We start from the raw sequence: 21,388 nt of genomic DNA on the forward strand, positions 1-21,388 counted from the left end.
CATGCAACTCGACCCCCAGCAACTGGCCGAGCGTATCGCCAGGCTCGCCCCGGAAAAACGCCAGGCCTTCGCCGCGGCCCTGGCCGCCCAGGGCTTCGCCCTCAGCCGCCTGCCAATCGTCGCGGCCAGCGAACCTGGCCCGCACCCACTGTCGTGGGCGCAGCAGCGCCTGTGGTTCCTGCATCGCCTGGAGCCGTCCAGCAGTGCCTACAACATGCCGGCGGCCCTGCACCTGCGCGGTCACCTGGACAGCGCGGCGCTGCAACGCAGCTTCGACCAGCTGATCGAGCGCCACGCGATCCTGCGCAGCACCTTCGACGAAGTCGACGGCCAGGCCCGCCAGACCGTCCACCCGCAGTTGCCGATGCCCCTGGCCCAGGTGGACTTTTGCGCGCTGCCCGCCGAGCAGCGGGCCGTGCGCCTGCAACAACTGATCGACGCCGAGAGCAACCGCCCCTTCGACCTGCGCCAGGCGCCGCTGCGCGGCCTGCTGGCGCGGCTGGACAGCGATGAGCACGTGCTGATCCTGTGTGCCCAGCACATCGTCGCCGACGGCTGGTCGCTGGGCATCCTGGTCAAAGAACTGACCGCCCTCTACAGCGCCGCCCTGCAAGGCCGCGACAGCGACCTGCCGGGCTTGCCGATCCAGTACCACGACTACGCGGTCTGGCAGCAGACCAGCCTGAGCGACAGCGCGCTGGCGACCGACCTTGCCTACTGGCGCGAGCAGCTGGGCAGCGAACAGCCGACCCTGGAGCTGCCCACCGACCACCCACGGCCCCGGCAGCCGAGCGGGCGCGGCACGCGTCACCAACTGCGCATCGAGGCGCCGTTGTGCCAGGCCCTGCGCGAGCTGGCCCAGGCCCGTGGCACCACCTTGTTCAGCGTGCTGCTGGGCGCCTTTAACGTGCTGCTGTACCGCCTCAGCGGGCAGACCGACCTGCGCGTCGGCGTGCCTGTGGCCAACCGTACCCGGGTCGAGACCGAGGGCCTGATCGGCTGCTTCATCAACACCCTGGTGCTGCGCTGCCAACTCGACGGTCGCCAGCCCTTCAACGCCCTGCTCGACAGCATCGAGCAGACCCGCCGCCAGGCCCTGGCCCACCAGCAATTGCCCTTCGAGCGGCTGGTCCAAGCCCTGGAACCCGAGCGCCAGCTGCAGCACTCGCCGCTGTTCCAGGTGATGTTCAACCTGCTCGACGGCCAGACCCCGCGCCGCCTGCAACTGCCCGGCCTGGAGATCGACGAGATCGAGCGCGAGCAGCTGACCGCGCATTACGACCTGGTGCTCAACGTCGTCGAGCGCAGCGACGCCCTGGAAGTCACCTTCACCGGCAATGCCGACCTGTTCGAACACGCCACCCTGGTCGGCCACGGCCACAGCTATGCCACCCTGCTGCACAGCCTGGTGCAGGCGCCCACGGCTCGTATCGCGCTATTGCCGCTGTACGACGGCGAGCAACAGCAGCGCCTGCTGGCCGACTGCCAGGCTTCGCTGGCGCTCGGCCCACTGCCGGAGCTGGTGCACCTGCGCCTGGCCGCGCAGGCGGCCGAGCAGCCCGAGCGCATCGCGCTGATCCACGACGACAGCACCTGGAGCTACGCCACCCTGCAACAGCGTGTCCAGCTGATCAGCCGCCACCTGCTGGCCCTGGGCCTGCCCGCCGAAGCGCGCATCGGCCTGTGCCTGCCGCGCGGCCTGGACATCGTCGCCGCGGTGTTCGGCACGCTCAATGCCGGGCTGACCTTCGTGCCACTGGACCCACAGTTCCCCGGCGAGCGCCTGGCGCACATGATCGACGACGCCGATATCCGCCTGGTGCTGGTCACCCCAGAGACCCAGGCGGTCATGGCGCCCTACCAGCGCCCGTGCCTGGACGTCACCGCCCTGGACGCCACGGCGCCAGCACTGGCCGGGGTACCGAGCACACGCCCGGTGCAGCGCGAACAACTGGCCTATGTCATCTACACGTCCGGCTCCACCGGCAAGCCCAAGGGCGTGGCGGTCACCCACCGCTCCCTGGCCGGCTACAGCGAAGTCGCGCGCGCCTACTACGGGGTCGCTGCCGACGACCGGGTGCTGCAGTTCTCGACCTTCAACTTCGACGGCTTCGTCGACCAGCTGTTCCCGCCGTTGGTGTGCGGCGCGGCCCTGGTGGTGCGCGGCCCGGAGCTGTGGGACAGCGCCGAGTTCCATGCACGCCTGTACCGCCACCGGATCACCGTCGCAGCCTGCCTGACCACTGCATACTGGTTCCAGCTGGCCCAGGATTTCGCCCGGCAGCCGCACGCGGCCTACGGCGAGCTGCGCCTGGTCAGCGTCGGCGGTGAAGCGATGCCCAGCGCCGGCCTGGATGCCTGGCGCAAGGCCGGCCTGGCCGCGGTGCGCCTGCTGAACATCTACGGCCCCACGGAAATCACCGTGGTCTCCAGCATCCAGGACTGCAACGCGCTGCTGCAGCGCGACCCACTGCCACTGCAACTGCCGATTGGTGCGCCGCTGCGCGGGCGCGCCTACTACCTGCTGGACCGCGACGACAACCTCACCCCGCCGGGCGTCCCTGGCGAGCTGTGCGTCGGCGGCGAGCTGCTCGCCCGCGGCTACCACGACGTGCCCGGCCTCACCGCCGAGCGCTTCTGCCCCGACCCCTACGGCCCGCCCGGCAGCCGCATGTACCGCACCGGCGACCGTGCCCGGCGCCTGGCCGACGGCACCTACGAGTACCTCGGGCGCATCGACCAGCAGGTCAAGCTGCGCGGCTTCCGTATCGAACTGGGCGAGATCGAGTCGCGCCTGCGCAGCCACCCTCAGGTGCGCCAGGCCCTGGCGCTGGTACGCGAGGACCGTCCCGGCGACCGCCGCCTGGTGGCTTACCTGGTGTACCACGAGCAGGCCCCGCAAGCCGCCGAGCTGCGCCAGCATCTGGCCGCGCAGTTGCCCGACTACATGGTGCCCGCCGCCTTCGTGACCCTGGCGCAGATGCCCATGACCCCCGGTGGCAAGCTCAACCGCGCCGCCCTGCCGGCACCGGACTACAGCGCCCAGGGCAGCAGCCAGCGGGCGCCGCAGAGCGAGCGCGAGCAACAGTTGCTGGCGCTCTGGCAGAACGTGCTGGGGCAGCAGGCGATCGCCATGGACGACAACTTCTTCGCCATTGGTGGCCACTCGCTGCTGGCCGCGCAACTGGTTGCGCGCATTCGCCTGGAGCTGAACCTGGAACTGCCCCTGCGCAGCCTGTTCGAGGCGCCGACCATCGCCCAGCTGGCGTTGCTGCTGGACAACGCCGCGCCCAGCCGCCAGGCACCGATCACCGTGGCCGCGCTGCCGGCCGATGGCCGCCGGGTGCTGTCCCACGCCCAGCAGGGCATGTGGCTGGTACAGGCGATGCAGCCGGACAGCGCGGCCTATCACATCCCCAGTGCCGCGCGGCTGCTCGGCCAGCTCGACCTGCCCGCCCTGCGCCAGGCCTTCCAGCACCTCGGCCAGCGCCACGAAGCGTTGCGCAGCAGCTTCCACGAACAGGACGGTACGCTGCATGTGCGCGTACAGGACACCCTCGAACTGCCGTTCGAGCTGCATGATCTGGGCCCTGTGCCCGAGGCCGAACGCGAGGCCAGCGCCAAGCGCCTGCTGATCGAACTGGCGACGCGCCCCATCGACCTGCGCCAGGCACCGCTGCTGCGCCTGCACCTGGTCCGCCTGGACGAGCGCCAGCACCTGCTGTTGCTGGTGATGCACCACATCGTCTCCGACGGCTGGTCGATGGGCGTGCTGGTGCGCGAGCTCAGCCAACTCTACAGCGCGGCCCTGAGCGGCAGCGCGACGATCCTGGCGCCACTGCCGATACAGTACAGCGACTACGCCGCCTGGCAACGCCAGCAGCTGGCCAGCACCCAGCAAGCCCACCTGGGCTACTGGCAACAGGCCCTGGGCGAGCCCCTGCCGCCGCTCGAACTGTTCAGCTATCGCCCGCGCCCGCAGGTGCTCAGCGGCCAGGGCGCACGGTTGTCGTTCCAGGTCGCCGCGGCCCCGGCCCAGGCACTGAAACAGCTGTGCCTGGGCCATGGCGCGACCTTGTTCATGGGCCTCTTGGGGGTGCTGCAACTGAACCTGTACCTGCACAGCGAACGCGCCCAGGCGGTGATCGGCACCGACGTGGCCAACCGCGAGCACAGCGAGACCGAGGGCCTGGTGGGCTTCTTCATCAACCAGCTGGCGCTGCGCGTCGATGTCGGCGGCAACCCCAGCTTCAACGCCCTGCTGCAACGCCTGCGGCCTCAGGTGCTGGAAGCCTTCAGCCATCAGGCGTTGCCGTTCAACACCTTGGTGGAGGTGCTCAACCCGCCGCGCAGCCTGGCCTGCAACCCGCTGTTCCAGGCCAAGCTGGTGCTGCAGAACCACCCGGACGGCGCCCTTGAGCTGCCGGGCCTGACGATCGCGCCCGAACGCATCGAGCATGGCCAGTCGCAGCTGGACCTGCACCTGAGCGTGGAAGAAAGCCAGGGCAGCCTGGCCTGCACCCTGAAATACAGCACCGACCTGTTCGAGGCCCACAGCGCCGAAGCGTTTGCCGCAGCCTTCGTGAGCCTGCTCGAACAGCTGATCGCAGCCCCTGAAGTACCCGTGCAGACAGTGGTCGAACCGCTGCGCCGGCAGCTTCAGGAACAACGCATGCAGCACGTGAGCGCACGCAGCGAACAGAGCCTGGCCCGCCTGGGCAGCAGCCGTCGCCGCGCCCGCATCAGCACCGACTCTATGGAGGGATAAGACATGAACGGCCCCGCGATTGCCAAACTCGGCGGCATGCGCCGCAAAACCATCCGTGTGGATGAAGACGCACTGGTCCATTTCACCCCGCTCAACCCGGGCAGCACCTACACCGCGGTGTGCGAACCGGCCGGCCCCGGCATCAGCCTGGTGGCCTGGGCCGAGGCCAACCGTGAGCTGATCGAGCGCAAACTGCTCGAACACGGTGCGCTGCTGTTTCGCAACTTCCAGGTGGACAACGCCGAAGCCTTCGACAACTGCATCAGCGCACTGTCCGGCGGCGCCCTGGAATACAAGTTCCGCGCCTCGCCGCGCACCCAGGTGGACCCGCGCCTGAACATCTACACCTCCACCGACTACCCCAAGGACCAGCGGATCTTCCCGCACAACGAACACTCCTACTCGCCGGTGTTCCCGCTGAAGATCTTCCTGTGGTGCGATATCGCGCCGCTGTCCCGCGGCGAAACGCCGATCGGCGACACCCGGGCGATCAGCCAGGCCATCGACCCCGAGGTGCGCGAGCGCTTCGCCCGCCTGGGCATCATGTACGTGCGCAACTATGGCGACGGCTTCGGCCTGCCCTGGCAGACCGTGTTCCAGACCGAGGACCGCGCCCAGGTGGATGCCTACTGCGCCAGCGTCGGCATCCAGACCGAGTGGAAAGCCGACGGCCGCCTGCGCACCCGCCAGGTAGGCCCGGCCCTGGTGCGCCACCCGCGCACCGGCGAGACGCTGTGGTTCAACCACGCCACCTTCTTCCACGTCAGCACCCTGCCGGCCAGCGTGCGCGATGCGCTGCAGGCCGACTTCGCCGATGACGACCTGCCGCAGAACACCTTCTATGGCGACGGCAGCCCGATCGAGCCGCAGGTGCTGGAACACCTGCGCGGTATCTACCTGCAGCACATGACCGAGTTCCCCTGGCGCCACGGCGACGTGCTGCTGCTGGACAACATGCTCTCGGTGCACGCACGCAACGAATACGACAGCCCCCGACGCATCCTGGTGTCGATGGCCGAAGCCCTGAACAGCACGGACGTGGCGCTCAAGCCCTGACGCGCCCCCACACGGTTCACGGTTTTCGACTCTGCCCCCTATTCAAGGCCTCCACATCATGTCCAGCATCGCCATCGAGGGCTTTCGCCCCGCCCTGCAACAAAACGCTCACTGGTCCCATGCCAGCGGGCGCGACGCCACCCTGTTCCTGACCTTCAGCCTGCCTGAGGGCACCGACCCCAGCCGCCTGCGCACGACCCTAGAGCAGGTGCTGGAGCAGCACGAGATCCTGCGCACCCGCCTGGTGGCCAGCCCCGGCATGCAACTGCCGGTACAGGTCATCGCCGAGCAACTGCTGATCGACTGGCGCGAGGTCGCCGACGACCTGCCCCAGCACGCCCTGCACAGCTTGCTGGGCGCGGCATTGGCCGAGGCCAGCCTGGCCGTCGCGCTGACCCAGGCAACGCCGCCACGGGCCTGCCTGGCGCTGCCGGCGGCCAACGCCGACCACACCACCCTGCAGCTGCTGTTGCAGCAATGGCAGGCGCTTTACCAGGGCCTGCCAGCGGACGAGGAAGCGGTGCAGTTCGCCGATTTCGCCGAATGGCAGTTCGAGCACCTGGGCAGCAGCGACAGCGACGCCGGGCGGGCCTTCTGGCAGCGCCAGCAGGCCGACGCCGCCGACCAGTACCTGGTGCAGCACCCGTTACAGCGCGGCGAGGCCGCGCTGCCGGCACAGCCAGCCTGCCTTGCGCGCACCCCGGACGCGGCCTTCCAGGACCACATCGGCAGCGCCCTGGCCGGGCTCGACGCTCCGGCCGAGGCGCTGTTCGGCTGGTGCTGGGCACTGCTGCTCAAGCGCCACCTGGGCCAACCACAGGTGCTTCTGGGCTGGGCCCACGATGGTCGCAACAGCGCCACCACGAACGCCCAGGGCCCCTACGGCAAACGCCTGCCGCTGCACCTGCAGCCGGACGACCAGGACACCCTGGCCAACGCCCTCGCCGGCTTCACCCAGCTGCTCGAACAGGCCCGCACCTGGCAGGAAGAATGGCCGGCCCAGGCCCAGGACACGCCCTTCGGCTTCCGCCTGCGCCAGCCGCTGGCCTCGGCCTGGCCGGTGCTGGCGGTGCACGGTGAAACCTGTGCCCATGCCCTGTTGCTGGAAGTCCTGGAACAGCCCGAAGGCTTTGCCTTCCACCTGCACTACGATGCCGCCCGCCTGGACGCCGACGCCGCCGGGCTGCTACTCGACCAGTTCCTCACCCTCGCCCTGCAGGCCAGCGCCGCCAGCCAGCGCGCACTGGGCGAGGCCTCGGGCATCAGTGCCGCGCACCAGGACTGGCTCGCGGCGCTGAACCGCACCGAGGTGCGGCAACAGACCCCGGCGCTGCTGCACCAGCTGTTCGAACAACAGGTCGCCGCCCGGCCAGAGGCCATTGCCGTGCGCCACGGTGATGCGCAACTGAGCTACCAGGCACTGGAGGCGCGGGCCAACCAGCTGGCGCACCAGCTGCGCGACGCCGGCCTGGCGCCGGGGCAGGCCGTGGGCCTGTTCATGGGCCGCGGCCTCGACGCGATCGTCGGCATCCTCGGCATCCTCAAGGCCGGCGGTGCCTACCTGCCGCTGGACCCAAGCTACCCGGCCGAACGCCTGAGCGACGTGCTCGAGCAGACTCGCGCCAACCTGCTGCTGAGCCTGAGCAGCCTGGAGACACAGCTGCCCAAGGGCGACTACCGCACCCTGTGGCTCGACCGCCTCGCCGAGCACGACCTGCCCACGCAGCGTCCGCAACCGCTGAACGACGGCGACAGCCTGGCCTACCTGATCTTCACCTCCGGCTCCACCGGCCGGCCCAAGGGCGTGATGGTGTCGCACCGCAATGCCGTGCACTCCACCGCCGCACGCCTGCTCGCCTACCAGGAGCCGCTGCAAGCCTTCCTGCTGGTGTCGGGGCTGGCCTTCGACAGCTCGGTGGCCGGGCTGTTCTGGACCCTGGCCCAAGGCGGCGAACTGTGCCTGCCCCAGGACGACCAGGTGCAGGACGCCCTGGCCCTGGGCCGACTGATCGGCGCCCGGCGGATCAGCCACACCCTGATGCTGCCGTCGCTGTACGGGCAGGTGCTGGAACAGGCCGCCGACCAGCTGGGCAGCCTGCGCTGCGCCATCGTCGCCGGTGAAGCCTGCCCGGCCAGCCTGGCCCGCCAGCACCGCCAACAGTGCGCCCAGGCGCAGCTGTACAACGAGTACGGGCCGACCGAGGGCACGGTGTGGTGCAGTTACTACCGCGCCCAGGGGGACGAACAGGGCGTGCTGCCGATCGGCAAGGCGATCGCCAACATGCAGATGTATGTGCTCGACGCCCAGCTGCGCCCGGTGGCCGCCGGCGTCAGCGGCGAAATCTACCTCAGCGGCGCCGGCATCACCCAAGGCTACCTGGGCCGCCCCGACCTCACCGCCGAGCGCTTCCTGGACAACCCGCTGAACCCGGCCGGCAGCCTGCTTTACCGCAGCGGTGACCTGGGCCGGGTCAACGCCCAGGGCGACATCGAGTTCCTCGGCCGCATCGACGACCAGGTGAAGATCCGCGGTTTCCGCATCGAGCTGGGCGAGATCGAGGCGCGCCTGCTCAACCACCCAGGCGTGCGCGAGGCCGCCGTGGTGGCACGCGCCAACGACACCGGTGACAACGAGCTGGTCGCCTACGTGGTCGCCCGCGATGCCTGCCCGGGCGCCACCGCGCTGCAGGCGCACCTGGGCCTGCAGATGCCGGAGCACATGGTGCCGAAAACCTATGTGATGCTGGCGGCCTTCCCCCTGACCCCCAACGGCAAGCTCGATCGCAAGGCCCTGCCGGCACCGGTGCGTGAGCGCCGGGCCAGCTACCGGGCACCGGCTACCGAGCGCGAAGCCACGCTGGCGGCGCTGTGGGCCGAGGTACTCGGCGTTGAACAGGTGGGCCTGGACGACAACTTCTTCGAGCTCGGCGGCCACTCGCTGACCGCCACCCGCCTGGTTTCGCGCCTGCGCAGCAGCCTGGGCCTTGAAGTGCCGGTGCGAGCGCTGTTCCAGCACCCGACCCTGGGCGCGTTCGTCGAACAGGCCCTGCCCCGGGCCGAGGCGTCGACACTTCCACCGATCCGTGCGCAGCGCCGCGAAGCGCCAGTGCCACTGTCCTATGCCCAGGAGCGCCTGTGGTTGTTCGACCGCCTGCACCCAGGCAGCACCACCTACAACGTGCCCGAGGCCGTACGCCTGCGCGGTGCCCTCGACCTGCCGGCCCTGGAGCGCTGCTTCAGCGTGCTGCTGCAGCGCCACGAAAGCCTGCGCACCACCTTCGCCCTGGACGGTGACCTGCCGGTGCAGCGGGTGCGAGCGGCCGAGGACTTCGCCCTGGGCCTGATCGACCTGGGCCGGCTACCCGAGGCGCAGCGCAGCGCGCGCCTGGGCCAGGAACTCCAGGCCCAGGCCGCGCACCGTTTCGACCTGGAGCACGGGCCGCTGTTGCGTGCCGGCCTGGTGCGCCTGGCGGACGACGAACACGTGCTGTGGCTGACCCTGCACCACATCGCCTTCGATGGCTGGTCGATGCGGGTCTTCACCCGCGAACTGATCGTCCTGTACAGCGCCTTCAGCCACGGCCAGGACTCGCCGCTGGCAGAGCCACAGTTGCAGTACGCCGACTTCGCCCAATGGCAGCGCCGTGAGCTGAGCCAGGCGGCGCTCAAGCCGCAGCTGGACTTCTGGCTGGGCCACCTGGGTGAGGACCGCAGCCTGCTGCAGTTGCCATGCATGCTGCCGCGCCCGGCCCTGCCCAGCCATCGTGGCGCCGAGCACAGCCTGATGCTGGGCCCGCAACTGGCCCAGGCCCTGCACGCCTACAGCCGCGAACAGGGCTGCACGCTGTTCATGACATTGCTGGCGGCATTCAACGTGCTGCTGGCAGGCCATAGCCAGCAATCGGCGATCCGCATCGGCATCCCCATCGCCAACCGCCATCACCAGGAGCTGGAGGGGCTGGTCGGCTTCTTCGTCAACACCCTGGCGCTGCGCACCGACCTGGCCGGCAACCCGCGTTTCGACAGCGTCTTGCACCAGGTGCGCGACAACCTGCTGCACGCCCACGCCAACCAGGACCTGCCGTTCGAGCAACTGTTGCAGGCCCTGCCCGGCGCCCAGCAGCACAGCGCGCCGCTGATCCAGGTGATGTTCGACCTGCACCAGGAGCGCAACCTGCGTTCGTCGGCGTTCGGCGACCTGAGCATCGAGCCGCTGAGCGAAGACCACGGCAAGCGCAGCACGCTGTTCGACCTGATGCTGGATGTCAGTGAGCGTGAGCAAGGGCTGATCGCCACCTTCACCTACAGCACCGACCTGTTCGAACCTGCCAGCATCGAGGCCCTTGGCGAGGACCTGCAGGCCCTGCTCGAAGCCCTGCCCGGCCAACCCGCGCCGTCGTTCGAAGCGCTGGTGCAACGCCTGCGGCCACAGCCGGCGGCGCACGCCGGGCAGCAGCCCGAGGCCCGGGAGCAAGTGGCGCAGCTGGTGCGCGAGGTGCTGGAACTGCAGACGCTGGATGAGCAGGCGCACTTCTTCGAGGTAGGCGGCAGCTCACTCAAGGCCGTGCTGCTGTGTGCCCGCGTGCAACAACTGTGGGGCACCCAGGTACCGGCCCACCTGGTGTTCCTCAACCCACGCCTGGACGACCTGCTGAACGTGCTGAGCCGCTACAGCCACGCCTGACCCTGACCCGCCCGCTGGCCAGGGCCAGCGGGCGGGCTCAACGGCAAAAGCACCGGCCCAGCCGGTGCAACCAGGGCTTGCGCCAGCACAACAACAGGCTCACGCCCAGGCCACAAGGCACCAGGGCCAGCACCCAGAACAACGTCCCCATCGCCAGCCCCAGGCCGGCCTGCCCCACCAGCCATGCCAGGCCCGATGCCAACAACGCTGACAGGCGCAGCGTCCGAGTACCGGGGAACGCCTGCGGCTGCATCACTTGCCGCCAATGGCCGGCCTGACTCAGGGCCAGCAACGCCAGGCCCAGCGTCTGCAGACCCAACCCCACCCCGCTCGCCAACCACTCAGGCATCCTTGACCTCCGCCAACCTGCGCACAGCCGCGGCGCGCCGCCGCAGGCGCCAGCCCAGGCCGCCGGCAATCAGGGCGCAGGCCAGCAGTGCCAGATCGACACCGGCCACCGCCCACAAGCCCTGGCTGAGCGCTCGCCACGGATGATCACCCGTGCTCCAGGCGTTCGACAGCACGGCCAGCAGCGCCAGCGCGCTGATCGCCATGCACTGCGTCGCCCACGGCGCACGGGCCTGCGCGCAACGGCCAATCACCCACAGCGCGTGCAGCCCGGCCAGCAGCCAGGCGGCGAAGAACACCCGCACCTCCCACTCGGCACGCCCGCTCAAGGCCAACGGCAGCCAGCGGTTGGCCACCAGCATGGCCAAGGTGGCCAGGGGCATGCCGGTGATCAGCACGCTGCACAACAGGGTCACCGACATCCCGCCCGGCTCCCGGGCAGGCTGCTGCAGGCGGCGCTTGGCCAGCCAGTACAGCAGGCCGCTGGCAAGCATCACGCAACCGCTCAGGCCTGCGAAGAAGTACAGGGCGCGCAAGGCGGGCTGGTGGAAGTGCGCCACGTGCAGCCCGGCCAGCACATCCAGGGTCGCGGCGGCTGGCGGCAGCCGCGATTCATGCAGCAACCGTGCGCTGGCGCCGTCGAAGTACAGGGTCTGCCCATCCAGGCTCAGGCGGTCAGCCAGGCTGCGGCTGACCTCGACATAGGCATTGGCGTCACCGGGATGCCAGACCCTGACGAACGCAGGCTCACCACCGCCCCAATGCTGGCGGGCCTGGGCCAGCATGCCGTCGAGCGAGGCCATTGGCCCTGGGGTGCCCGTCGCCGGGCGGCTGTAGGCGGCGTTGGCCTGCACCGCGAACTGCCCGGCCTGGCCTGGATACAGCGCATCGATGGCCGCCGGCAGGTACAGCGGGAACAGGATCAGCAGGCCGCTCAGCAGGATCAGCGCATGAAACGGCAAGGCGAACACGCCGGTCAGGTTGTGCAGGTCGAGCAACCGGCGGGGAGCCTTGTCGGCACGCAAGGTGAACAAGTCCTGGAACAGCCGCGCATGGATGCACACGCCGGCGATCAGGGCGATCAGCCCGACCATCGCGGCCAGGCCCAACAGCCGGGCACCGAGGTTCCAGGCATGGATGTTCAGGGTGTAATGAAGACGGTAGAAAAAGTCGCCGCCACGGCTACCGGCGGCGGCCAGCACGCCGTCGCCGCCAGGCTGCAGGAAGCGGCTGAAGCCTTCGCGCTCGACGCTCCAGGCCTGGAAGCGCAGCAGCGGGCGGCGCGCATCGGGCAACTCGACGTACCACTGCAGCAGCGCCTTGCCCTCGCTCAGGGCAGCCACCCGTGGCAGCACCTGCTGGTCCAGCGACAGCGGCGCGGGCGCCGGCGCCACCCGCAGCGCCGGCAGCATCCAGCTGTCCAGCTCGCGGTCGTACAACGCCAGGCTGCCCATGAAGAACGCGACCAGCAGCAGCGCGGAAAACCCCAGGCCCAGTACCCGGTGCGCCCACAGCATGGCCTGGCGGACACTGTCGAACATCAGCTCGCCCCCGCCAGCGCGCGCAGCGTCGCCAGCATCACCAGCGACACAGCGGCCAGGCACAGGCTGTTGCGCACCAGCCGTCGCGCGCACAACAACCAAAGCACCAGTGGCGGATAGAGCACGAAGGCGGCGATAGAGCTGCTCAGCACCGCCTCGCTGGGCGCTTGCCCAAGCCAGGCCAGGGCCAGCGCGGCCAGGGCGCTGAGTGGCCAGATGAACAGGTAGGCCAGCAGCAAGGCCAGCAGCAGCCACAACCCGCGCTGTCGGCCCCGGACGCTTGCCTTGTGTGACGCCGGTCGTTTCACCCTGTTCTCCTCGTTGCTTCACGGTGTTTCGACGCCCCAACAAACACGCCCCCGCCGGTGCCCTGCTGGATCAGCTGGGCACCGGCGGGGGCGTGCTTGCCGAGCATTGATGCTCGGCAGCGGCGCCGACGCAGTATGCCGGGCGGCGCCGCTGCTGTCGCGGGTCAGAACTTGGCGCGCAAGGTCAGCGATACCGCGCGAGGGTCACCGAAGATGTTCCCATCCTGGAAGGTGTTGATGCGCTGGTAGTACTTCTTGTTGGTCAGGTTGGTGCCGAGCAGGTCAGCCGACAGGTTCTCGTTGATCTGGTAGCCGATACCTGCGTCGTACAACGCGTAGCCGCTCTGCTGCAGCTTGGTGCCTTCCATGCCGATGCCGGGAACGTGCAGCTTGTTGTAGGTTTCGCTGACAACGCTCACGCCGCCCTGCACGCTCCACTTCTCGAGCTCGCCAGGCAGCTTGTACAGGGACCAGACCCGCAGCATGTTTTTCGGCAGGTAAGTCTGCAACTGCTCGTTGGGGCTGTCGTAGCGCTTGTAGGTGTGGGTGAAGTTGGCGGTGAGGAACCAGTCAGGCGTCATCTGCCCGGTCACTTCCAGCTCGTAGCCACGGGTACGCGCCTTGCCACCGGCCACCACGGCCCGCGAGTTCGGGTCGTTCATGTCGGGGATGGCGCGGTTCTCTTCCTCGATCTGGAAGGCCGCCAGCGAGGCATTCACCGCGCCGTCGAGGAACTCACCCTTGATGCCGAGCTCGTGCTGCTTGCCTTCGATCGGCTCGATGATGTTGTTGTTGATGTCCAGGTTGCTGACCGGCTGCGGGTTGAACACCTCGGCGTAGTTGGCGTACAGCGAGTAGTTTTCGTTCAGCTCGTAGATCAGCCCGTAGAACGGGGTGAACTTCTGCGACTCGCTCTGGCTGGCCTTTTCCGACGGCGAGCCGGCCTCTGGCTGGTGCTGGCTGCGGTGCATGTCGAGCCAGGTGACACGGCCGCCCAGGACCAGGGTCAGCGGGTCGGCGAGGCTGATGCGCATGTTGCCGTAGACCGCCTTGGAGCGGGTGTTGGCGACGTTGGTCGGCAGGCGGTCTGCATCCGGGAACGCCGGGTAGCCGAAGCTCGGCTGCGGGTCGTAGAGGTCCACGTCACCGAGGAAGCTGGAGAAGTAGCCGCCGTTGGAGGCGAACTCCGAACGCGAATAGTTGGTCCCCACCAACAGCTTGTGTTCACGACCGAACAGGCTGAACGGGCCGTCGGCGTACAGGTCGACTTCGTCCTGTTTCTCGCGGTAGTCGAACATGATCGAGTTCATCGACACCAGGTTGTCGGCCGGGTCGATGCCACCGCCATTGCGGGCGTAGGCCTGGGTCAGGTCGTAGTTGTTGTCGGCGTGGCGCACCGACAGCTTGGTCTTCCAGTCGCCGCCGAGCTGATGCTCGAGCTCGGTGAACACCGCGGTGCTCCAGAAGTAATCGCGGTTCCAGTTGGCGCCGTAGAAATTCTTGCGCGAGACGTCCGGCAGCGACATGGCCGCTTCGCCGGCGGCGTTGGTGTAGCGGAACGCCGGCAGCGAGCGCTGGGCGCCACGGATGTCGGTGTTCTGGTTGCTGGCACCGATGGTCCAGACGGTGTCCGGGGTCAGGTCGATGTCGACGATGCCGTAGGCCTGGCTGGTCTCACGCTTGCCGCTGCCATCGTAGGGGAACGCTGTCTTGTTCTCGCTGAGCACCAGGCGGCCACGGATGTTGCCGGCTTCGGTCAACGGCCCGGTGACATCGACCATGCCACGGTAGGCGTCCCAGGAGCCGGCGCTGATTTCTGCCGATACCGCCGCGTCAGCCTGCGGGCGCTTGCGCACCAGGTTGATGCTGCCACCCGAACCACCGGCGCCGGTCAGGCTGCCGGACGGCCCCTTGAGCACTTCGACGCGGTCGTACATGGTCAGGTCCGGCGACAGGAAGATCCGGTTGTCCATGGTGGTCGGCGTGCCGTCCAACTGCAGCGAGGTGATCTCGAAACCGCGCGAAAAGAAGCTCAGGCGGCTGGCGTCGATGCGCTGCACGGTCACACCGCCCACTTTGCCCAGGGCATCCTCGAGGGTGTAGAGGTTCTGCTTCTGGATGCGTTCCTGACCGATGACGTTGATGGTCTGCGGCACTTCCTTCAGGCGCAGCGGCACCTTGGTGCCCACCGAGACCGTCGGCGCTTCGGTCTGCATGCCGACGATGGTCTGGTCAGGCAGTGTGATGGACGCCGGCGGCGCCTTTTCCTCGGTGCTTTCCTCGGCCCAGACCGCCGGGGCGAGCAGCATGCCGCTGCTCACCAGCGGCACCAGCAGCCAGTTACCAGCCTTGCCTGGCTGGCGCCCCTTTTCAACTTGACTCATATCGCAAGCTCCTGTGCATGGCCTTTTTCGGGCCATTATTTTTTTAAGTGTTGTGCTATGAAAATCGCGCGCCGGTCACACCGGCGCCGGCAGTTCGCTGGACGCGCCTGCCCCGCTGCCGAGGGCAACAGGGTCATAGGGATGGAGCTGGCCGCCGTCGCACTTGAGCACGCGGTCGGCAATGGCGAAGTAGTGATCGTCGTGGCTGATGGCGATGATGGTCTTGCCCTGCGCCTTGAGCTCGGGCAGCAGCTCGCGGTAGAAGAACGCCCGGAAGCCCGGGTCCTGGTCGGCGGCCCACTCGTCGAGCAGCAGGATCGGCCGCTCCTCGACCAGCGCCACCAGCAGGGCCAGGCGCTTGCGCTGGCCCTGGGACAGGCGGGTGGTGGACAACCCGCCCTGGGCGTCGATGCTGACCTTGCGCTGCATGCGCAGGCGCTCAAGCCAGGCCTGGGCCAGTTGCGGGTCGAAATCGCCCTGGGGGCCGACCAGGCGCTCGAACAGGTAGAAGGTGGAGAACACCGTGGAGAAATGCGCGCGGTACCAGTCGCGCAACGCCGGGGTGATCGCCACGCCTTGCAGCTTGAGGGTGCCGGCACTGGGTTCGTAGAGGCCGGTGAGCAGCTTGGCCAAGGTCGACTTGCCGCTGCCGTTGCCACCGACGATGAACAGGATCTCGCCCTTGGCGATACTCAGGTTCACCGGCCCCAGACGGAAGCCATATTCGTCGGCCTGGTGCGGGTAGTCGTAGCTCAGGGCCTGCAGCTCGAGCATCGGCTGGCCGCTATCGACCTCGCCGCCGCTGGCCGAGGGTGCCTCGCGGTAGTCGGCGAAGGCCAGGGTCTGGATCTTGGCCAGGGACACGTTGCCGACCACCAGGGTCGGCAGGCTGCCGATCAGGTCGTTGAGCGGCATGCGCAGGAACATCAGCACCAGCACGAAGGCGCCGATCACCCCATTGCTCACCCCCAGCCAGGTGCCCGCGGCGAACAGCCCGCCGGCCAGGGCGAGGATCAGCGCCACGGTCCAGTTCAGGCTCAAGGTCCAGTAGCGGTCGGCATGCACCTCGTTGCGCCGCGCGTATTCGGCCGCCGGTTGCAGGTCGAGGGTGTAGAAGCGCTCCTTGCGCTGGGCATTGAGGGCCAGCTCGAATCGCCCCTCGATGGCACCCTGGTAAGCGGCATACAGGCGATCGTCGGTTTCCCGCACGCGCGTCATCAGTTGGCGCATCTTGGCGAACCAGCCATGGGCCAGCCAGGTGCCCAGGCCCAGGCCAACCGCGCAGATCAGCAGCAACTGCCAGGACAGCCAGGCCATGTACAGGCAGCCCCCCAGCATCAGGACCAGGTTGTAGAACACGAACGGCATGCGGTTGAAGGCCTGGCCAATACTGACGATGTCCTTGCTCAGGGTCGCGTACAGGCTGGCTTCGCCGATCTTTTCCAGTTGCTCGATGGAGGTGTCCAGCAGGCGCTTGACCATCTGCAGGCGCAGTTCGTAGACCACCCGGTGGCCCAGGGCCGTGAGCAATGCCTGGGAACCGAAACCGCAACCGAACAGCAGCACCAACAGGCCGAAGAACTTGGCCCCCAGGGCCAGGTTCATGCTGACGCTGCCGGCGATCAGCCGGTTGATCTCGTTGATCAGGCCGATGCCGGCCGCCGCGCTGATCAGGCTGGCCAGCAAGCCCAGGCTGAGCAGGGCGCGATGACGCTTGAGTAGTGATAGAAACAGGGTCATGCGAAATCCTCGGGGTGGCCTGTGCAATGGCCCAAATGGTTCACTCGAAGGCGAGCAGCAGCTTTTCGATCTCGGCCAGCTCATCGACGACCGGCGTGGCGCAGGCCTGCTCGATCACCGTGGCCATGTCGGCCAGCACCGGATTGGCGAACAACTGGGCCAGGGCGACCTCACAGGCGAAGTGCTGGCGGATGCGCGCCTGGATCCTCACCAGTTGCAGGGACTGCGCCCCCAGGCGGAACAGCTCGGCGCGCGGGGCGATGGGCCAGATACCGAGCACCTCGCGCCAGATATGCGCCAGGCCTTCCTGCCATGGACCGGCCAAGGCTTCGTCATCAGCTTCGCCGGCACCCTCCCACTCGGGCTCGGGCAAGGCCTTGCGGTCAACCTTGCCATTGGCATTCAGGGGCAGGCAGCCCAGGATCACGAACGCGCTCGGCACCATGTAGGCCGGCAGGCGCTCGCGCAGCTGCTGCTGCGCCCAGGCGCTGTCGAACGCGCCCGCGCCGTGGCACAGATAGGCCACCAGCAGTTCCTGGCCTGCCGGCGCCCGGCACAGGGTGACCACCGCCTGGGAGACACCCGGCAGGGCCACCAGCGCGCTTTCGATCTCACCCAGTTCGATTCGGAAACCGCGCAGCTTGACCTGGAAGTCGCTGCGCCCGAGAAACTCCAGGCTGCCATCTTCGCGCAGGCACGCCCGGTCGCCGGTGCGGTACAGGCGGCTGCCGGCCCCGCACCCCGGCGCCAACGGCTGGACGAAGGGGTTGGGCACGAAGGCGGCGGCGGTAAGCTGCGGACGGTCGGCGTAGCCACGGGCCACGCCGGCGCCACCGATGTACAGGTCGCCCGCCACACCCACCGGCTGCGGCTCGAGGTAGTCGTCGAGCACATACAAGCGGTTGTTGGCCAGCGGTCGGCCGATGGGCAGGATCGCGCGGGTGACGGCTTCGACGGCCTGTACCGCCGACCACACAGTGGTCTCGGTCGGGCCATAGACGTTCAGCAGGCGTACCTGGCGGGCCAGCAGGCGCTCGGCCAGCTCGGCCTTGAGCGCTTCGCCGCCGCACAGCAGGCGCAGCCCGGCCCAGGCCGGCGAGTCGTGCTCGACCAGCATCTGCCAAGTGGCTGGCGTGGCCTGCATGACATTGATGCCGTGGCGCTGCATCAAGCCGAGCAATGCGCCCGGGTCGAGGCTATCCGCGCGGCTGGCCAGCACCACGGCAGCGCCATGCACCAGCGGTAGGAACAGCTCCAGCCCGGCGATGTCGAAGCCCAGGGTGGTCACCGCCAGTAGCCGGTCGGCGGCGCTCAGTTGCACATGGGCCTGGATGCCATGGAGGAAGTTGACGAACGCCTCGCGCTCGATGTCGACGCCCTTGGGGCGCCCGGTGGAGCCGGAGGTATACAGGGTGTAGGCCAGTTGCCGAGGGTGTACCGGCAGCCCGAGGCCGCTCTGGGGCAGCCGTGCAAGCTCGCTGTCCAGGGTTTCCAGCAGTACCACCCGGGCCGTGCTGCCCACCACCTGCCGCAGGTTCGCCCGGGTCAGCACCAGCCGAGGACGGGCCTGGCCAATGATGTCGCTGTTGCGCGCGGCCGGTTGGCCGGGGTCGATCGGCAGGTAGGCGCCACCGGCCTTGTGCACTGCCAGCAGCGCCACCAGCAGGTCAGGCTCGCGCTCCAGGCAGATCCCCACCCGCTCGTCGCAACCCACCCCATTGGCCACCAGCCAATGGGCCAGGCGGTTGGCCCGGGCATCGAGGTCGGCGTAGCTCAGGGTCTGCTCGCCGCAGATCAGCGCACAGCGCTGCGGCGCGGCCGCGACCTGGCGCTCGAACAGCGCCAGCATGTCCTCGCCCGGTACCAGTGCCTGCTCGCTGGCGTTCCAGCCGTCGAGCTGGCGGGTGCGCTGGGCCGGATCGAGCAGCGGCAACTGCCACACCGAGGTGTCGGGCTGGTTCATCAGGCCGTCGAGCAGCAGGCTGTAGCCGGCCGCGAGGCGTTCGATGGTCGCCGGGGCGAACAGCTCCAGGCTGTATTCCAGCTCACAGAAGATGCCGTCGGGGCGTACCGCGGCATCTAGGGTCAGGTCGAACTTGGCGCTGTCCTGCGCCGGCAGGACACGCTCGATCTGCAGCCCCGGCAAGCTGAAGTTCACCGCCGCGCCGCTGCTGAGGTTGAACATGGCCTGGAACACCGGGGTACGGCTGGCGTCGCGCTCAACGTCGAGGTGTTCGAGCAGCAGCTCGAACGGCATCTCGGCGTGCTGCAGGGCGTCGAGGGACTCCTGGCGCAGCCGCTCGCACAGCATGCGGCCGGTCAACCGCGGGCCCAGGTCAACGCGGTAGACCAGGGTGTTGACGAAGAAGCCCAGCAGCTCGTCGAGCTCTTCACGGTTGCGCCCGCCATGGGGCACGCCCACCGCGAAGGCCTGCTGGCCGCTATGGCGAGCCAGCAGCAGTTGCCAGGCCGCCAGCAGGATCACCAGGGCGCTGCTGCCGCTGCTGCGGCAGAAGGCCTGGACCTGCTCGGCCTGCGCCTCTGGCAGTTGCCAGCGCAGGCGCTGCCCGCGCAAGCCCTGCTGCGCGGGGCGAGGGAAATCGGTGGGCAGTTCGAGCACCGGTACCTGGCTGCCCAGGTAGTGTTTCCAGTAGTCAAGGTCGGCCTGGGGCCCGGCGCCCCCCAGGCGCTCGCGCTGCCACAGCGCGTAATCGATGTATTGCACCGCCAGCGGCGGCAGGCGCGGGGTGTCGCCGCGCAGCGCCTGGGCATAGGCGCTGGCCAGGTCGGCCACGAGGATCGGGTTGGACCAGGCGTCGCTGACGATGTGGTGCATCTTCAGCAACAGCCCGTGACAGGCGGCGTCATAGCGGATCAGCTCGACCTTGAGCAGCGGCGCCTGGGACAAGTCGAAGGCAATGCCATCCTCGATGCTCAGCAAGCCCTGCAGATGTTCGCGCCGCTCGGCTTCAGCCACACCTGGCATGGCCCGCTCGTGCAGGACGAACACGGCCTCGGCCAGCAACTCCTGGCGCGGCTCGCCATCGACCTCGATGAAGCGCGTGCGCAGCACCCCATGCCGCTCGACCAGGGCGCTGAACGCCTGGCGCAGGGCCTGGACGTTCAGCTCGCCGTTGAACAGGAAGGCACGGGCAAGGTTGTAGGCAGTGGAAAGCGGCGCCATGCGCTGCAGGAACCACAGGCGTTGCTGCGCGAAGGAAAGGAGCTGCGGACCGTCATGGGCGCGCGATACGAGCGGGTCTGGCTGCGCCTGGACATCGCTTTGCAGGAGGGCAAACAACGCTTCATCAAGATTGTCCATCGGCGCTCATACTTCCTTATAAAAACCGACCAGCTATTTGTGCGCGAGATGTTATTCGCAAATGATAATTGATGTCAATTGAGTAAAATACTCACTACCTCTGCTGCCGCGCAAGGCGCTTCTAGCCACTCCTGCATCGTATACAACCACCTAGACGAGTCCTGTGCCTCGCCTATCACCATCATCACATTTAAAAATGAAGGGACCGTTTTTCATTTAACGCATGTCTGAAAGCAGTCTGCCAACTCAAGGTAAATACCAGATCCCCAGAAGGATTTTGCCATGAGACCTCCCTGCCTATTGCTCATATGCTCAGTACCACTTGGCGCCTTCGCTCAAGACATTCGTGAAAATTCGGATTTTGGCTTGATGCAGCGGCAGATCGATGCCATCGAGCTGTTGGCCGATCGAGCTCGTAGCAGCGCTACCGGTGCTGACCGAGTTCGTTATCGCTTCGACTATCCCAGGTTGACTGCGGACTTGGAGCGCGTGCGGGACGGTATCAACAACTATCTGTCGCCTTCCCGCGCGCAGCCAGCTGACCTGGTCGAGCTGAGCGTCGATTACCGTGCCGATGCGCTTCATTCGAGTAATTCCGATGAGCATGAGTGATGCCCAACTTAGCGCGTTCTCTGCCGTGGCCGGGTTTACGCCGCAACTCAGCTCGGCGCTATGGCGCTCATCGGTGTTGGTGCTCGCGTTGCTCTGGTGCACCTGGGCGCTGTGGACCGGCTACCGCGGTTGGGCGGCCGGCAACCTCAATTTTGGCGCACTCGGCGGCAGCACGCTGCGCCTAGCACTCGCCCTGATCGTGCTGATGTTTTTCATGCTGTCGTAATCCGGAGGCCCTGCCATGAAACTCTTCCACCATCGCCACCGCCCGCTTCTCCTGCTGCGGGAATTCTGTTCGAAAGTCCTGTTCGGCGGCCTGGTTTTGCTGAGCTCGACATTTGCCAGGGCCGACCTGCCGACCATGGAGGCCCCCTCTCGGGGTGAAGGTTCGGGGTTGATCGATACCATCAAGAACTACGCCTACGACGGCGGGATCCTACTCGGACTGTTGATCGCCACCCTCGCCTTCCTTGGCGTGGCCTGGCATTCGCTCACGGTTTACGCCGACGTACAGAACCAGCGGAAGACCTGGAAGGACCTCGGAGCCGTGGTCGGGGTCGGCGCGCTGCTGGTGGTGGTGATCCTGTGGTTCCTCACTAAAGCCGCGACTATTCTGTGAGGTCCG

General features: G+C 67.9%; 12 protein-coding genes. 6 read left to right on the forward strand and 6 right to left on the reverse strand.

The features are described 5' to 3' along the window. The first annotated feature begins 1 nt into the window (after position 1). From LOY51_RS15130 to LOY51_RS15140, 3 genes are read left to right on the forward strand one after another with little or no spacing between them, the layout of a single operon-like run. A complete protein-coding gene (locus LOY51_RS15130; protein ID WP_258641827.1) occupies positions 2 to 4,768 on the forward strand; it encodes a non-ribosomal peptide synthetase in 4,767 nt (1,588 codons plus the stop codon). Positions 4,769 to 4,771: 3 nt separating this feature from the next. Further along, positions 4,772 to 5,824 (forward strand): TauD/TfdA family dioxygenase, encoded by a 1,053-nt coding sequence (locus LOY51_RS15135; protein WP_125859235.1) that lies wholly within the window; start codon positions 4,772 to 4,774, stop codon positions 5,822 to 5,824. A 58-nt stretch (positions 5,825 to 5,882) separates the two neighbouring features. Continuing rightward, the gene (locus LOY51_RS15140) at positions 5,883 to 10,508 is read left to right on the forward strand and encodes a non-ribosomal peptide synthetase (protein ID WP_258641829.1); all 4,626 of its coding nucleotides are present in this window, start codon (positions 5,883 to 5,885) and stop codon (positions 10,506 to 10,508) included. 37 nt (positions 10,509 to 10,545) lie between these two features. Here the strand turns inward: LOY51_RS15140 and LOY51_RS15145 are convergent, their stop codons facing one another. The 6 genes from LOY51_RS15145 to LOY51_RS15170 form a co-directional block, all read right to left on the reverse strand. Further along, positions 10,546 to 10,857: a DUF3325 family protein gene (locus tag LOY51_RS15145; protein WP_104961196.1), complete on the reverse strand. Its 312-nt coding sequence runs from the start codon at positions 10,855 to 10,857 to the stop codon at positions 10,546 to 10,548. Then, entirely contained in the window at positions 10,850 to 12,397 is a 1,548-nt protein-coding gene (locus tag LOY51_RS15150; protein ID WP_104961195.1) for a PepSY-associated TM helix domain-containing protein, read from the reverse strand. Before LOY51_RS15150 ends, LOY51_RS15145 begins: the two co-directional genes overlap by 8 nt. Next, positions 12,397 to 12,705 (reverse strand): hypothetical protein, encoded by a 309-nt coding sequence (locus LOY51_RS15155; protein WP_125859237.1) that lies wholly within the window; start codon positions 12,703 to 12,705, stop codon positions 12,397 to 12,399. Before LOY51_RS15155 ends, LOY51_RS15150 begins: the two co-directional genes overlap by 1 nt. Before the next feature lie 164 nt (positions 12,706 to 12,869). Next, on the reverse strand, positions 12,870 to 15,089 hold the full coding sequence (locus LOY51_RS15160; RefSeq protein ID WP_104961193.1) for a TonB-dependent siderophore receptor: 2,220 nt from the start codon (positions 15,087 to 15,089) through the stop codon (positions 12,870 to 12,872). A 75-nt stretch (positions 15,090 to 15,164) separates the two neighbouring features. Continuing rightward, positions 15,165 to 16,829: a cyclic peptide export ABC transporter gene (locus tag LOY51_RS15165; protein ID WP_258641835.1), complete on the reverse strand. Its 1,665-nt coding sequence runs from the start codon at positions 16,827 to 16,829 to the stop codon at positions 15,165 to 15,167. Positions 16,830 to 16,869: 40 nt separating this feature from the next. Further along, positions 16,870 to 20,151: a non-ribosomal peptide synthetase gene (locus LOY51_RS15170; protein WP_258641837.1), complete on the reverse strand. Its 3,282-nt coding sequence runs from the start codon at positions 20,149 to 20,151 to the stop codon at positions 16,870 to 16,872. Between the two features lie 369 nt (positions 20,152 to 20,520). Here LOY51_RS15170 and LOY51_RS15175 point away from each other — a divergent pair, with 369 nt between their 5' ends. The 3 genes from LOY51_RS15175 to LOY51_RS15185 are packed head-to-tail and all read left to right on the forward strand — an operon-like array spanning position 20,521 to position 21,382. Then, entirely contained in the window at positions 20,521 to 20,763 is a 243-nt protein-coding gene (locus LOY51_RS15175) for an integrative conjugative element protein, RAQPRD family (RefSeq protein ID WP_445081725.1), read from the forward strand. Further along, the gene (locus LOY51_RS15180; protein WP_186556098.1) at positions 20,750 to 20,989 is read left to right on the forward strand and encodes a TIGR03758 family integrating conjugative element protein; all 240 of its coding nucleotides are present in this window, start codon (positions 20,750 to 20,752) and stop codon (positions 20,987 to 20,989) included. Before LOY51_RS15175 ends, LOY51_RS15180 begins: the two co-directional genes overlap by 14 nt. 15 nt (positions 20,990 to 21,004) lie before the next feature. After that, a complete protein-coding gene (locus tag LOY51_RS15185) occupies positions 21,005 to 21,382 on the forward strand; it encodes a TIGR03745 family integrating conjugative element membrane protein (RefSeq protein ID WP_186556099.1) in 378 nt (125 codons plus the stop codon). Positions 21,383 to 21,388: the final 6 nt, after the last annotated feature.

This window comes from Pseudomonas sichuanensis, from assembly GCF_024749065.1.
GTDB classification, from domain to species: domain Bacteria; phylum Pseudomonadota; class Gammaproteobacteria; order Pseudomonadales; family Pseudomonadaceae; genus Aquipseudomonas; species Aquipseudomonas sichuanensis.

Bases quoted from the DNA above. Each gene is read 5' to 3' on its own strand.
- LOY51_RS15175 (WP_445081725.1), top strand. From the start codon at position 20,521: ATGCAGCGGCAGATCGATGCCATCGAGCTGTTGGCCGATCGAGCTCGT.
- LOY51_RS15180 (WP_186556098.1), top strand. From the start codon at position 20,750: ATGAGCATGAGTGATGCCCAACTTAGCGCGTTCTCTGCCGTGGCCGGG.
- LOY51_RS15130 (WP_258641827.1), top strand. From the start codon at position 2: ATGCAACTCGACCCCCAGCAACTGGCCGAGCGTATCGCCAGGCTCGCC.
- LOY51_RS15165 (WP_258641835.1), bottom strand. From the start codon at position 16,829: ATGACCCTGTTTCTATCACTACTCAAGCGTCATCGCGCCCTGCTCAGC.
- LOY51_RS15185 (WP_186556099.1), top strand. From the start codon at position 21,005: ATGAAACTCTTCCACCATCGCCACCGCCCGCTTCTCCTGCTGCGGGAA.
- LOY51_RS15160 (WP_104961193.1), bottom strand. From the start codon at position 15,089: ATGAGTCAAGTTGAAAAGGGGCGCCAGCCAGGCAAGGCTGGTAACTGG.
- LOY51_RS15170 (WP_258641837.1), bottom strand. From the start codon at position 20,151: ATGGACAATCTTGATGAAGCGTTGTTTGCCCTCCTGCAAAGCGATGTC.
- LOY51_RS15150 (WP_104961195.1), bottom strand. From the start codon at position 12,397: ATGTTCGACAGTGTCCGCCAGGCCATGCTGTGGGCGCACCGGGTACTG.
- LOY51_RS15140 (WP_258641829.1), top strand. From the start codon at position 5,883: ATGTCCAGCATCGCCATCGAGGGCTTTCGCCCCGCCCTGCAACAAAAC.
- LOY51_RS15135 (WP_125859235.1), top strand. From the start codon at position 4,772: ATGAACGGCCCCGCGATTGCCAAACTCGGCGGCATGCGCCGCAAAACC.
- LOY51_RS15145 (WP_104961196.1), bottom strand. From the start codon at position 10,857: ATGCCTGAGTGGTTGGCGAGCGGGGTGGGGTTGGGTCTGCAGACGCTG.